Below are 14,357 nucleotides of genomic sequence, written 5' to 3' on the forward strand. Positions count from 1 at the left end.
TGAGCTGGCTCTAACATTACTAAAATTTAGTAACCAAATGGGAAATCAACATAATGCTTATGTAAACTGCAATTTAACAACAAGCATAATAATAGACGCCCTAAAATTTGATTAGTTCAAAAAAACTTTAAAAAAATTTAATTTTTTATCAGTGCGAGCATTTGTTCTTCATCAAATTGAGTGAAATTCATTGATTTTTCTGTAAATAATGCATCAACAAGGGCTTGCTTATGCTGCTGCATTTTAAATACTTTTTGCTCAATTGAGTTAGCCATAATCAATTTATAGACAAACACAGGGTTAGTTTGGCCAATTCGGTAGGCACGATCTGTCGCTTGTTTCTCAACGGCAGGGTTCCACCAAGGATCAAAATGAATCACAGTATCTGCTTGAGTTAGATTTAATCCCGTACCGCCGGCTTTAAGACTTATTAAAAACACGGATGTATCACCTTGAGTAAACTCTTCGATAACACGGTCGCGGTGTCTTGTTTGCCCTGTTAGCATACTAAAGCGGATGCCTAGCTCATTTAATCGCTCTGCTATCACATCAAGTGCCATAGTGAATTGACTAAATATAATTACCTTACGACCTTCGCTTAGCATGATAGGCAAATGCTTAGATAACCACTCAAGCTTAGCGCTGCCAGCCTGTGAACTAGGGTCGATCAATTTTGGATGACAGCAAATCTGTCTAAGCTTTAATAATGCATCTAAAAAGGCTAGCTTACTTTTTTGCACACCTTGCTGGGCAAATAGATCGACCAATTTCTGCTCTAATGATTCAGTTATGCCGTTATAAATTTCTTTTTGTTTAGTTTCAAATTCAAACTCTTTAACTAGCTCGGTCTTCTCTGGGAGCTCTTGCGTTACCTGTACTTTAGTTCGGCGTAAGATAAATGGCATGATCAACGATTTAAGTTCATCTGCACGAGCAACATCGTTATCACGCTCAATAGGCATTTGAAAATAGCTCTTAAAATGTGTTTGCGAACCAAGTAAAGAGGGCATTGCAAAATCGAGCAAGGATTTAAGCTCAAATAAGTTATTTTCGATAGGGGTGCCGCTTAAGCACAGCTTGAAGTCTGCGTTAAGGCGCTTAACTAAGCGTGAAACCTGTGCGGCATCGTTTTTGATATATTGCGCCTCATCAAGAATGATGTTTTCAAAATACAGCGGCGAATAAAAGGCTATGTCGCGCTTAAGCAGTGGGTAAGTTGTTAAAATACAATCAGCTTGCGACAACTGTTGTAATTGGTCGCTGCGTGCAGCACCGAAGACGGTAGTGATTTTTAAGTTACTCGCAAACTTATTGATTTCACTTTGCCAATTACCAACCAAGCTGGTTGGGCAAACAATTAACGTAGGGCCTGCTTGAGGTGATTGCTTGGCATTTGCTAAAAAGGCAATAACTTGCAAGGTCTTACCTAGCCCCATATCATCTGCCAAAATACCACCAAGTTGGTGACGTTTTAAAAAGTTAAGCCAATCAACACCGTGTTGTTGATACTCACGTAATTGCACACCTGGGTTTAAGCCTTGAATATCGGACTTTTTAATAAGCTGTTGTGAGCTATTTAATTCAGCTAAGTAAGCATCAAGCGCATCGTCAACAATATTAACCTTAATTGCTTTTTGCTCGATAAGCTTAGGCAAAAACGATAAAGGCATTAAGATTTCGTCACGGGTTTTGATGTACTCAAATCGCTTGCGATAATCATTTAATTGCGTAATAGCATTTTTTTCTACTACAGCAAAACGCTTCCCTACGTTGAAATAATAAAACAGTTCACTTTGTCGATTGAGAGATTGGAAGTCGGGATTATCTGTCGTAAATAGTTGTAGCGTTTTGACTCCCGAGATCACGATTTTACTAACTATTTGATGACCTTTACCACGCTGGACTTGAAGTGATACTTGCTTCAACCCTTTGCTGACGCTGAGCTTATCGTCTATTTTCCAACCACGTTTCAATAAGTTAGGAACTATTTCATACTTAAGCCAGTGCCCGTGAATCGCCGAGTTTCTGTTAAAAATGAGCTCAGTTTGTAAAGCCCCTTTACAGAGTTCAAAACCGAGATTTGTTAGCTCATTTACAACCGTATTCTCAAGCGACTTGTTCAGTATATCAGCAGGTGCCTGACCTAAATCATACAGCGAATTATGATAATTAAACTTTAAAGAGAGTGTGATTACGTTCTCATCACTATTGATACTAATGACAGGAAAAACTGTACGGGAGTTATTTTTCTTACTTTGCTTAAAAGCGTGGGGGATAACACCTTCACCAAAGTTTTCATTAAGTTGCTGATAAACGCGGTCAAAGTTCTCTGTATGAATAGCTGGCATATTTGCAAGTAAAGCAATCTCATCAGCGGTTAACGGAGTACGTATACGACCTACTTTTAATTTATCAGGATCGAGGTAAGTAGGAGGGGTTGTTTTTAACAATAACCAATTATCTTGGCCTGCAAGTTTCATATTTAGTGAGGTTAAGTCTTTGTGTTGTGTCCAACCAAACTCTAAAGCTTGCATGCTGTCTGCTTTTATAGGCTGACGAGAGCGGCCTAAAAACAAACGTTGAGTTGCAATTAGCTGTTGCAGTGCAGCGAAGCCCCATTGACCTTTAAGCTCAAGTTTACCGAGTGCATTTTGAGAACGGATCCAGCTATATAAACGAAAATCCGATTCTAATAAATCAGTAGGAGTTACAAAGCTATTTAATTGCTGCTCAGTTAGGTTTCGACCCAATGTATAGTCGTGTTCTGAGTCATAATTAGCAATTTTTGGGGTGAGGGTTACAACAGATTTCTCTACATCGAGGACAAATAATAGAACTTGTTTAGCAGTATTAGTGGTATTTTGCTTTAGCGTTTTAAGTTCACTAAACCAATCATTAATGATGTAGTCTTCACCGTAGTCACCAGAGTGTTCTATTTTCAGCTTAAGAAGCACAGCTGCAACATGCCGGCATTTAGTTTTAGAACCACAAGTACAATGTGAATCAACCGAAAAGCCACTTGGTAATTTACTGATCTCAATATGTTGAGTGAAGGTATTACCTTCATTACCAAACATTGATGCATCGATAATACTAAAGTCACTGTTATGCTCTAACCAGTTGATTTGACCGTTCTGGTGGTATTCTTTTGCTTTACTTAACACATGTGGCTTAAATAGCTGTTTAATGAAGCGCTCAGATAAAGGAAACTGAGTTTCTTGCTCTTGTTTGATTTCTTCAAAGATAGCTAATAAGTCATTTTTAGATAAGTTAGCAGACATAACGTTTTTGACAGTAAAAACAAAAAATAATTCTGCCAGTATATGATCTATCGACCAAGAGCTAAAGCACTATCGAGGCATTTTGGACTGGTTGGAGCTGATTACTTAGTAAAAAAATGCTCCTAGGTAAGATCAGAGCAGAAAAAGACCAGTAGGTTCAATTAACAAACAACAATTGCACACGTTATAAACAGGTTAATCACAAAAGAGGGGGCTTTACAGATCGCTATTTTACTAAGCAAACAAGATTAAGAGGAAAAGAAGCCTGTAAAGGGTGCTTAGTTAGTAAAAAACTGATCTAAGAGGGTGAAACCAGCATAATTTGAATGTTATAGATCACTATTTTACTAACAAAATGAAATTATAGATCACGCTTTTACTAACTATAAAAGCGTGAGAGATCGTTATTTTACTAACTAATTGAAGCTATTTAAAAGCTTAGTTAACTGCTCTAAGCGTTTGTCTGTCATCACTTTATTATCGATTTTGACAGATAAATCACCGCTTTTTATATTGCGCTGTACACTCACAAATTCACTGTCGATCAGCGCTTCACGACGACTTGGCGCGGCTGGTTCAGCTGTTAATAGTTTAGTAATGGCTAACGCACGTTTATCATCGCTACTAATTAGCGCGATATCTGCATCATTGCTTACATTATCGACTAGCTTTGCAAATAGCTTTTCATCACGCTCCTTAGCGCTAATAAGTTTTTTCGCCACTTCTCGACCAACATGATTTGCCGTAGGATACAGGCTTAAAACCTCAGAAGGTAGGTTCTCATAAGCTTTGATAGCATCGGCAATTGCTGTGTGAGATACCCCCTCAATAGCCGCTATCTCACGATAAGAGCCTTTTTTTCCTTCGCCGATAAGCTCATCACGGGTTTGTTGATATGCTTGGCCAAGCTCCCACAGACTCGGAGCAATGTATTGATCTGATGACACCGCAAGAATTTTAGCATCTTGATCTGTGAAATCTTCAGAGCTTAAAACTAAGTAATCAGAGTTACTTAAAATACATGCTTTACGACGACGAGAGCCTGCTAAAACAAGCATTTCGTCACCTTTATCCCAGCATAGGGCAGGGTGTTGGTTGCGGCCGTCTTTAGCAATTGCAGGAAGGATATCGGCAACCGACTTTTCATTTAGTAGTGATTGTACACGGCGATTTTTGCCATAGACCTTTGTTCTAGATTCAATTTCAGAGCTAGGGATAACCTTACACACTAAAGTAATTAAGCGAGTAGGATCGCTAGGAGCAGGCATACTAACTACATCTCCAGCTGTTGCCTGTTCTAGTAATGCATCTAAGCTACTGCTTTCAATTGATGTTGAAAATGGGTCTAAGCTGGTATCGTTCTTACGTTTTTTAGCCATTTTTATTATTAACCTTACTTAGCTGGATTAAGAGAAGATTGGGTTGATTGCCAATTAGAACGAATCAACATTTCTAGTTCATCAACGACATCTTTGATATTTTCTTGAGCACGAAGGAGTGACTCTCGACTAGCTAAGCTATCTGATGTTTTTTGATCAAAAATAGTGTTAAAGGATGATGAGCTGGCAGTAATAGCCGAGCTATGATTAATTGGATAACTCATGACTTGGCGACCAAATGCACTACGTACATCTTTTACAATGTCACGCTGTGAGTGATTTCCTTTTACATAGTTAGTTACTAAGAATTGCATAAAGTCCCAGCCTTGGTGGCCTAGTGCTGCAACTGTATGATAAATCTCACCCAATCGTTTTAAATATTTATTGTTAGCATCAAAATCTACAGCTTCAGGATGAACCGGGATAAGCATCGATGTTGAAGCCATTAATGCATTGTAAAACATAAAGTTAAGAGAAGGTGCGGTATCTATTAAAATAAGATCGAATTGGTCTTTTACTGGTTCAATGACTTTTTCAAGTAACTTATGATAATGACGCGTTTTATCATAGCTTGAGCTGTCTTTTAATAATGTCGCAGTTTCATGCTCAAAGTAAAAATCATCCATCCCAGAGGGTAAAATACGAATATTAGGGATATGAGTTGGTAGAAAAGAATTAGTAACCAATTCATCCCAGGTTTCGTTTTCTTCAAGTTCAATACAATCACGCATTAAATCACCGACAGTGATCGGATCCGGCTCGCTCGGTGGAAAGAAACTAGATGATGAACCTTGTGGATCGAGATCAATAATACCAATTCGATAACGTTTAATGTTAGTAGTAGCCAATGCTGCAGCAATATTCACCATACTTGTTGTTTTACCACAACCACCTTTTAGTGAATTGATAACAATAACTTGTAATTTGTCATCTGCAGTACGGTGATCAGGCTTAATATCCATAATGTCTGCCATAGCGAAGATATTAACTAAATTATAAGCATAATGACCGTTGGCACCGCGTTTGATGTTAAGTTCATCAAAATCACCATTGTCATGACGTCTTTTTAAGGTGCGATTATTACAGCCTAATAAGTCTGCGGCTGCTTTTTGAGTGTAGGTACGTAGTTCTTTTTCTTCAGATTTTAGATGAGCACGATAATGTTGAATACGTCCTTCTAGCGATTTTTCAGCAACTTCTGCTGTCGCTTTTAGTAACCTATAAGTGGCTAGCGCATTATTATTGATAGACATACTTTCTTCCTCAAAGTTATGGTTTAAGTATAATGTCCATTCAAATTGCTGTAAACAAGTATTTAAGGCGACATACCTTTTATTTATAAGACATTTAATAAAAATTTGGAACTTTAGTGAAACTAAGTATAAATAAATAAGATTAATATCGGTTAAATATATAGGTATATAAGGTTAAGATGCTAAAATAGTGAAGTATACAACTGATTTTATTGAATATTCTTAAAAAAGTCAGATCGTAATTTTACTTGGTAAAGATCAGATCTCTTAATACTCACAGATCAACTTATTACTAAGCAAAAACTAAGCACCTAAGTTATTCACAGTTTAATCACTGATTTGCTCACATCTTTAACTGTGCGGATCAAATTTTTACTAACTAAATTAGAAAGTTATACACCGAGATAGTTGCTATTTTAATTAAATAGTTAGTATGGATCTGATCTGTAGTTGGTACAGATCAGATCTTTGCTAACTAGAACTAGATTTATCCACATGCCGTTTTAAAAATGAGATTTATGTCGTGTTAATTTAGCAAAAAAACTCGTTTAACAGGACATAATTTAAACTGAGTTAGTAAAATCTGCACCTATGAACTATACCTTAGTAAAAATCTGATCTGAAATTTAGCAACCGCGAGTTAGTTAGTATAAAACTGATCCTTAGAAATTAATTATGATCGGATCAAGTTTTTACTAACTTAAACATTTAACTTTTGTGGTTTTATGTGTTGTTATTAACTGTCGAAGAAAAATTGGAAATAAGAACAATGAGCCGAAAGGTTAACATCTCGGTTGATAATTTACCCGATACCTTACGCGGGCAGATCCACGGGGTGGAAAGTGCAATAGATAATGAAAGTCTTGCACTCTTTACAGACAACAAAGATGTGCGCGTTTCAATTGAAAATGCTGCGCATGGTTTGAGAGCTTACTCAAATACATTTAATCATTATGATTTATGGGGACGCTTTGTCCGTTCTGGTCATAAAAAGCTTCCGGTTGAAGAAGCACCTAAAAAAACCATCGTTACCAGAAGAATTTCAGAAAAGGTTGACGGCATTCTTTATGACGGTGAAATTAAAATTACACCTGCGGTCGTTAGCACTAGAAAAGATGGAGAAGATGTAGAATATCTTGTTTGGCCATCTGACCGAGAAGAAAAAGTCGAGCGTGCTCTTATTCGCCTAGCGTCTAAAGGTAAAATTGTAAAAATTAATTTTAAATCGGGTATTCAGTACGCGGTTGTTTTTTCAATGAATGAATTAGCGCAAGAATTAAAAGCCGTTGGTCAATCAATGCCGTATCCGCAAATCAAAGAATCTTTAGAAGCATTACAAGGGTCTAAACTTTCTTTTAAATATTCAGCGACTGATACTCGTAACACTGACATTGATGATTCTTTTTACGAATCGAATATGAACTTTTTATCGTCACTTCATTTTAGTGGCAAAAAAGGTCAAGGTGGTAATGTGAAATGTGTAGCGTGTTTGAACGCATTTGTTCATAACATGATCGACAATCTTGAATATAAAGGTTACTACTTTAATAGTGCGCAAGAATTAAAACGTGGTTTATCTCGTTGGATGATGCTTCGTTTATATCATTTATGGCGTTATGCAGCACCGGGTAAGACCTACCATTTCCGACTATTATCAATCATGGAAAAATATGGCTCTATTTATTCAACAGACGAAATTACCGAGAATAAATTAAAAGCATTACGTCGTGATATGACGACCACAATGAAAGATTTAATTGAGAAAGGTGCTATTTCAGAATATAACATTACCAATGTTAAAGACGATAAAACGGGTAATATTATTGATTACACTTACGAGATGCATCCATCTGATCAATTTTGTGATGAGATTCTTACGCTCAATAAACATAATAAACGAATCGAAATTCAAGGTGGTAAACGCATTGTTGAGAATGCTGTATTAATCGATGAAGATAAAATTGAAGAAATAGTAGAAGACTAATCTCTTCAATACCCTCAACTATATTGAAAAGGCCACGCGAGTGGCCTTTTTAACATAATCAATCTGTTACTTGTTCTAAGTAAAGTCTATCAACCAAGAAATCATATTCTCTTTTACGAGGATGACTCTCGGGTTTTTTATAATCAGGTAATGTACCAAGTTTTACATCGGGTTCTGGGTTTATCAAAATAAATGGTAAAGCAGCACTAACATGATATCGGTTTTGAGCTGTGTATCTTACGTTAACTTGCGGGCTCACTCTTGTTGGCCTACGAATTCGTAACTTTTCTTTATCACCTAAACTTGCAACACGACTTTGCTCTTGTGCAACTAGTGCTTGCCAAGAATGCTGATCGATCATTCTTGGATTAGAATAACTAGCCGATTTATCCAACATTGCTAAAGCCATCTTTTTTGTAAGTGTTTTGGTTGCGTGTTTATGCATCCAAGTGAAACGGACGGAGTAGGGTGACTCGGTCTCAAAATGGACTTTTCGATAAGCGGCTAATGTAATTAAATTTGGTACAGCATTATGAACAGCTTCAAAGCGAGCATCATTATTGTCGATAGCTAATACACAATTTTTAAAATCAGCCTTCGCTTTATTTAACTGATTTATTCTCGCTGTAAAATGTGGCTTATCAACATCCTTCAAAATTAACAAACCTGGATGTCTTTTCAAAACTCGACTACTTAGACCTGATTTTTTATAAAAGTCACCAAAGGAATTTAGAATTAATTTGTGGGCTTCATCTCCATCAACTTTTTGTACAGCAATAGTGGATGGGATTTTCTTTTCTTCATTTATATCTATATCAGGTAACTGATAAAATGTTGCTTTATGGAAAGCAACTTGCCTTAATTCTTCGCAAAACAAATGGGTTAATTCACTTACCAAATCAAACTGACTGCGAATATGTAATTTTGAACTCATAAGAACACATCGTACTTAAACATAAATAAAGTCTAACCTTTTGTGTTGATTATTTAAAGTTAATATTTTTTCAAATGTTGACCTTATCTGCATGTAATATAAAGTATGATGTGTTCCTTATGGTGTGTTAGCAGATTATTTTTATTTTTCAATATGATGTTTAAAAATGTTTTTTACTTCTGTAAAGATGAGGGTACAGTAAAGGCAGCATATAGTAAGATGTGTTCTTATGTGATAACTTCTATGGCTAACGTATTATGGTGAGTTAACTAACTGTTTTACAAAAAATAAATAAATAGCTAAGAAACTTTCATATCTAATATATTTATCAAATAACTAAATAATTTAAAATAGCTGAATATTGTCCTTGAACTTAGTACGTGCAATAAGTTAGTTTTCGTTAACGGTCTATGTTAGGAATGAGGAAAGAACATGCAATCGTGGAACCCAGACAGCTGGAGAAAACTGCCGATACTTCAGCAGCCAGAGTACCCAGATCAAGAAGCCCTTAAATCAGTTGAGGGACAATTAAAAAGCGCACCACCTTTAGTATTTGCTGAAGAAACGCGTAGCTTATACAAACAACTAGAAGCTGTATGTGAAGGCAGAGCTTTCTTATTACAGGGTGGTGATTGTGCAGAGTCATTTAGTGATTTTAATGCAGCAAATATCCGCGATACTTTTAAAACACTTTTACAAATGGCCGTTGTTTTAACTTATGGTGGTAAGTGCCCTGTAGTTAAAATTGCGCGTATGGCTGGTCAGTACGCTAAGCCTCGCTCATCAGATTACGAAACGATAGACGGTGTTTCATTACCTTCGTACCGTGGTGATATCATCAATAATTTCGAGTTCACAGAGCAAGCACGTGTACCCGATCCACAGCGTTTGATGACGGCATATCATCACAGTGCAGCAACGCTGAATTTATTACGCGCATTCGCGCAAGGTGGTTTAGCCGACCTACACCAAGTAAACCGTTGGAACATGGGTTTTGTAGCTGCAAATCCACTTAAAGAGAAATACCAGCAGTTAGCCGATAGAATTCAAGATGCCCTTGAGTTCATGGAAGTGTGTGGTATTGACTCAACAGTGGCGCCAAGTTTAAAAGAAACCGACTTATTTACGTCACATGAAGCGTTACTATTAGGCTACGAAGAAGCACTAACACGTCGTGACCATTTATCAGGTGACTGGTACGATTGTTCTGCACACTTTGTTTGGATTGGTGAGCGTACACGCCAGCTTGATCACGCACACATCGAATTCTTTAAAGGGATTAAAAACCCAATCGGTGTAAAAGTTGGCCCAGGTATGGACCCAGATGAGCTAATCAAACTTATCGATGCCGTGAACCCAGATAACATTCCAGGTCGCTTAACGTTAATTACACGAATGGGTGCTGATGTACTGCCTGAGAAACTACCGGCACTAGTACGTAAAGTACAACAAGAAGGCCGTAAAGTTATTTGGAGCTCAGATCCAATGCATGGCAATACAGAAAAAGCGAGCTCAGGTTATAAAACACGTAGCTTTAATAATATTCTTCGTGAAATTAGTCAGTTCTTCGCTGTACATAAGGCTGAGGGCTCATACCCAGGTGGTGTTCACCTTGAGATGACAGGCCAGCATGTTACTGAATGTACGGGTGGTGCTTATGGTTTATCTGATGAAGATTTAGCGCAGCGTTACCGCACACAGTGCGACCCGCGTTTAAACGCAGATCAAGTTTTAGAACTTGGTTTCTTAGTTGCCGATTTATTAAAAGATGCACGTAAGTAACACTAAGTTATCCAAAAAAGGCTGCACATTGCAGCCTTTTTTAATGTCCGATACTAAAGTCTGTTAGTACTTACGTCTTTCAAGGCCAGTATCAGATATAATCTTTGCAGAAATTTCTTCAACTGAATGATGAGTCGAATTTAAAAATTGAATTTTTTGCTTTTTATAAAGCATTTCTACTTCACGCACTTCAATTCGACACTGTTTTAAAGAGGCATATTTAGAATTCGCCATACGGCGCTGGCGAATATCGGCAAGGCGAACAGGGTCAATTGTTAAACCAAATAGTTTATGTTTATAAGCCTTTAGACATTCAGGCAGGGTGCCTCTTTCTAAATCATCTTCAGTTAACGGGTAATTAGCTGCTTTAATACCATATTGCAAGGCTAAGTATAAACTCGTTGGTGTTTTACCGCTTCGGCTAACGCCCACTAAAATGATGTCTGCTTCAGCGTAGTTTTTAATATTAGCGCCATCATCATTGGTCAACGCATAGTTAACTGCATCAATTCTAAAATCATAACTCTTTTCATGCATAGAGTGAGTTCTATGGACTTTTGGTACCGGCGCAACTTTTAACTCTTGAGAAATTTTATCGCTATACTGCGATAAAAAGTCATAACACACAGCACATGACGATTTAATAATTTCACTCAGCTCATGATTTACAAATGTAAAAAATACTAGAGGCTGCTCACCATCTCGCTGCGCTGTCGAATTTATAAGATCTTTAATCTCATTTGCTTTTTTTTCTGTTTCTACAAATGGGATTGTTTTGTGGTTGAAGTCAACTGGAAACATAGACAATGTTGCGTGGCCAAATACTTCAGAGGTGATCGCTGTTCCGTCAGAAATATAGAATGCAGTTCTCATAATTAACCTTTTTATTACCTTTATGTGCAAAATAGGGGCTTCACGGTTTACGTGAGGTCTGTTGCCAGTGTAGAATGAAGCCGACCTTTTTAGAAGGTTTTCTTTCTTAACTCTCACAGTTAGTACTACAATTTGTTTTATGGAGAAAGATCCGTGCAAGAATACGTTCTCTGGTATCAAGAGCTTGGTATGCAAGATGTTCCACGTGTTGGCGGTAAAAACGCTTCACTGGGTGAAATGATCTCAAACCTAGCTAACGCTGGTGTTCAAGTGCCAGGTGGTTTCGCTACAACCGCTGATGCATTCAACGAGTTCCTTGAACAATCAGGGCTAAACTCAAAAATCCACGATATTTTAGACACACTGGATGTGGATGATGTAAATACACTCGCTAAAGTCGGTGCACAAATCCGCCAATGGATTATCGATACACCGTTCCAACCTAACCTAGACCAAGCCATCCGCGACGCATATAGCCAATTACATGGCGACGCATCACAAGATGTTTCATTTGCAGTTCGCTCGTCTGCTACAGCAGAAGACATGCCAGACGCTTCATTCGCAGGACAACAAGAAACGTTTTTGAACGTACGTGGTATAGATTCAGTAATGACTGCAATCAAACACGTGTTTGCCTCACTATTTAATGACCGCGCAATTTCTTACCGTGTTCACCAAGGTTATGACCACCGTGGTGTAGCCTTATCAGCTGGTATCCAACGTATGGTTCGTTCAGATAAAGCAGCTTCAGGTGTTATGTTCAGTATTGATACTGAATCTGGCTTTGAAGATGTTGTATTTGTAACTTCAAGCTATGGTCTTGGGGAAATGGTTGTACAGGGTGCTGTAAACCCAGATGAGTTTTATGTTCACAAACCAACTCTTGCTAACGGTAAACCAGCAGTAGTTCGCCGTAATATCGGTTCGAAAGCAATCCAAATGATTTACTCTGCGGATGAATCACATGGTAAGCAAGTCGAAATTGTTGATGTAGATTCATCACTTTCAAACAAATTCTCAATCACAGATGCTGAAGTTCAAGAACTTGCAAAGCAAGCTGTGATCATCGAAAAGCACTACGGTCGTCCAATGGACATCGAGTGGGCAAAAGACGGTAACGACGGTAAACTTTACATCGTTCAAGCCCGCCCAGAAACAGTTCGCTCGAACGAAGACGCGAACGTAATGGAGCGCTTCCAATTAAACGGTACAAGTTCTGTTGTAGTAGAAGGTCGTGCAATCGGTCATAAAATTGGCTCAGGTACAGTTCGTGTACTAGATTCAATTGATGAAATGGACAAAGTACAACAAGGTGACATTCTAGTTACTGACATGACTGACCCTGATTGGGAACCTATCATGAAACGTGCAGCTGCGATTGTTACAAACCGTGGTGGCCGTACTTGTCATGCAGCAATCATTGCTCGCGAATTAGGTATTCCTGCCGTTGTTGGTTGTGGTAATGCAACTGATTTAATTAAAGCGGGGCAAGATGTAACAGTATCATGTGCCGAAGGCGACACAGGTTATATCTACGAAGGTATTTTAGATTACGAAGTACTTACTTCGCGCGTTGATGAAATGCCAGAATTACCAATGAAAGTTATGATGAACGTGGGTAACCCTGATCGTGCATTTGACTTTGCACGCTTACCACATGCTGGTGTTGGTTTAGCGCGTGTAGAATTCGTAATCAACCGTATGATTGGTGTTCACCCTAAAGCACTTCTTAACTTTGATGCACAATCAGACGAGCTTAAAGCTGAAATCTCAGAAATGATGGCAGGTTATGAATCACCTGTAGAATTCTATATTTCTAAGCTTGTTGAAGGTATTGCAACACTGGGTTGTGCATTTGCACCTGAGCGTGTAATTGTTCGTATGTCTGACTTCAAGTCAAACGAATATGCAAACCTTGTTGGCGGCCAGCAATATGAGCCGGAAGAAGAAAATCCAATGATTGGTTTCCGTGGTGCAGCACGTTATATCTCTGAAGATTTCCGCGACTGTTTCGCGTTAGAGTGTGAAGCAATTAAACGCGTTCGCAACGAAATGGGTATGACTAATATCGAAATTATGATCCCATTTGTTCGTACACTTGAAGAAGGTAAGCGCGTTATTGAATTACTTGAAGAACATGGCCTTAAACGTGGCGAAAATGGTCTTAAAGTGATCATGATGTGTGAATTACCATCAAACGCGTTACTAGCGGATGAGTTCTTAGAGTATTTCGATGGTTTCTCTATCGGTTCAAACGACTTAACTCAGTTAACATTAGGTCTTGACCGTGATTCAGGTCTGATTGCTCATCTATTTGATGAACGTAACCCAGCAATCAAGAAACTATTATCAATGGCTATTCAAACAGCTAAAGCCAAAGGCAAATACGTAGGTATTTGTGGTCAAGGTCCTTCAGATCATGAAGACTTTGCAGCTTGGTTAGTTGAGCAGGGTATTGATTCTGTTTCTCTTAATCCTGACACCGTATTAGAAACGTGGCTATACCTTGCTAAGAAATTAGCAGACTAAGCGCTTTATTTGTCTAAATTAAAGTATCTAATATAAAAAATGCCAGCATCTAGCTGGCATTTTTGTTAGTTCTAAGGGCATGTCGACCTTTAATTCAACGAGCAAGTTTTTTATCAATATAAGCACATGACTTAGTCAGTGCCTTTTGACACAGGGTTAAATAATCACGCGCTTTAGGATAGTAAAAAGATAAACAGAAAAGCCCAGCAATAAAGAAGATCAACGATGGGCCAGGTATAATCACAAACACTAAACCCAATAACATACACAAGGCACCTAAACTGATTAATGCAAATTTTTTCATATGGCTATCTCATTTGCTGCTTTAATACACAGTATAAA

9 protein-coding genes are annotated in these 14,357 nt (G+C 38.0%); 3 read left to right on the forward strand and 6 right to left on the reverse strand.

The genetic code is table 11. The features are described 5' to 3' along the window. Window positions 1-137: 137 nt before the first annotated feature. The 3 genes from PAARA_RS04490 to PAARA_RS04500 form a co-directional block, all read right to left on the reverse strand. Window positions 138-3,281: a DEAD/DEAH box helicase gene (locus tag PAARA_RS04490; protein WP_062567865.1), complete on the reverse strand. Its 3,144-nt coding sequence runs from the start codon at window positions 3,279-3,281 to the stop codon at window positions 138-140. Between the two features lie 416 nt (window positions 3,282-3,697). Further along, window positions 3,698-4,660 (reverse strand): hypothetical protein, encoded by a 963-nt coding sequence (locus PAARA_RS04495; RefSeq protein ID WP_062567866.1) that lies wholly within the window; start codon window positions 4,658-4,660, stop codon window positions 3,698-3,700. 14 nt (window positions 4,661-4,674) lie between these two features. After that, window positions 4,675-5,913: an AAA family ATPase gene (locus PAARA_RS04500; protein ID WP_062567867.1), complete on the reverse strand. Its 1,239-nt coding sequence runs from the start codon at window positions 5,911-5,913 to the stop codon at window positions 4,675-4,677. 769 nt (window positions 5,914-6,682) lie between these two features. On the opposite strand from PAARA_RS04500, the gene PAARA_RS04505 reads away from it, so the two are divergent. Next, window positions 6,683-7,897: a hypothetical protein gene (locus tag PAARA_RS04505; protein WP_062567868.1), complete on the forward strand. Its 1,215-nt coding sequence runs from the start codon at window positions 6,683-6,685 to the stop codon at window positions 7,895-7,897. Window positions 7,898-7,955: 58 nt separating this feature from the next. Here PAARA_RS04505 and PAARA_RS04510 read toward each other — a convergent pair whose 3' ends face one another. Next, window positions 7,956-8,831 (reverse strand): DNA replication terminus site-binding protein, encoded by an 876-nt coding sequence (locus tag PAARA_RS04510; RefSeq protein WP_062567869.1) that lies wholly within the window; start codon window positions 8,829-8,831, stop codon window positions 7,956-7,958. A 432-nt stretch (window positions 8,832-9,263) separates the two neighbouring features. Between PAARA_RS04510 and PAARA_RS04515 the strand changes: the two genes are divergently transcribed. Next, the gene (locus tag PAARA_RS04515) at window positions 9,264-10,613 is read left to right on the forward strand and encodes a class II 3-deoxy-7-phosphoheptulonate synthase (protein WP_054563102.1); all 1,350 of its coding nucleotides are present in this window, start codon (window positions 9,264-9,266) and stop codon (window positions 10,611-10,613) included. Between the two features lie 63 nt (window positions 10,614-10,676). Here PAARA_RS04515 and ppsR read toward each other — a convergent pair whose 3' ends face one another. Beyond that, complete coding sequence (gene ppsR, locus PAARA_RS04520) at window positions 10,677-11,486, reverse strand: posphoenolpyruvate synthetase regulatory kinase/phosphorylase PpsR (protein WP_062567870.1); 810 nt, start codon at window positions 11,484-11,486, stop codon at window positions 10,677-10,679. 153 nt (window positions 11,487-11,639) lie between these two features. Between ppsR and ppsA the strand changes: the two genes are divergently transcribed. Continuing rightward, window positions 11,640-14,015, forward strand: a complete 2,376-nt coding sequence (ppsA, locus tag PAARA_RS04525; protein ID WP_062567871.1) for a phosphoenolpyruvate synthase — start codon at window positions 11,640-11,642, stop codon at window positions 14,013-14,015. Window positions 14,016-14,109: 94 nt separating this feature from the next. Here the strand turns inward: ppsA and PAARA_RS04530 are convergent, their stop codons facing one another. Next, entirely contained in the window at window positions 14,110-14,319 is a 210-nt protein-coding gene (locus PAARA_RS04530; protein ID WP_062567872.1) for a PGPGW domain-containing protein, read from the reverse strand. Between the last annotated feature and the right edge of the window lie 38 nt (window positions 14,320-14,357).

Origin of the sequence: Pseudoalteromonas arabiensis, assembly GCF_001550155.1 — a bacterium.
In the GTDB taxonomy this organism is placed as follows: domain Bacteria; phylum Pseudomonadota; class Gammaproteobacteria; order Enterobacterales; family Alteromonadaceae; genus Pseudoalteromonas; species Pseudoalteromonas arabiensis.

Bases quoted from the DNA above. Each gene is read 5' to 3' on its own strand.
- PAARA_RS04490 (WP_062567865.1), bottom strand. From the start codon at position 3,281: ATGTCTGCTAACTTATCTAAAAATGACTTATTAGCTATCTTTGAAGAA.
- PAARA_RS04495 (WP_062567866.1), bottom strand. From the start codon at position 4,660: ATGGCTAAAAAACGTAAGAACGATACCAGCTTAGACCCATTTTCAACA.
- PAARA_RS04500 (WP_062567867.1), bottom strand. From the start codon at position 5,913: ATGTCTATCAATAATAATGCGCTAGCCACTTATAGGTTACTAAAAGCG.
- PAARA_RS04505 (WP_062567868.1), top strand. From the start codon at position 6,683: ATGAGCCGAAAGGTTAACATCTCGGTTGATAATTTACCCGATACCTTA.
- PAARA_RS04510 (WP_062567869.1), bottom strand. From the start codon at position 8,831: ATGAGTTCAAAATTACATATTCGCAGTCAGTTTGATTTGGTAAGTGAA.
- PAARA_RS04515 (WP_054563102.1), top strand. From the start codon at position 9,264: ATGCAATCGTGGAACCCAGACAGCTGGAGAAAACTGCCGATACTTCAG.
- ppsR (WP_062567870.1), bottom strand. From the start codon at position 11,486: ATGAGAACTGCATTCTATATTTCTGACGGAACAGCGATCACCTCTGAA.
- PAARA_RS04530 (WP_062567872.1), bottom strand. From the start codon at position 14,319: ATGAAAAAATTTGCATTAATCAGTTTAGGTGCCTTGTGTATGTTATTG.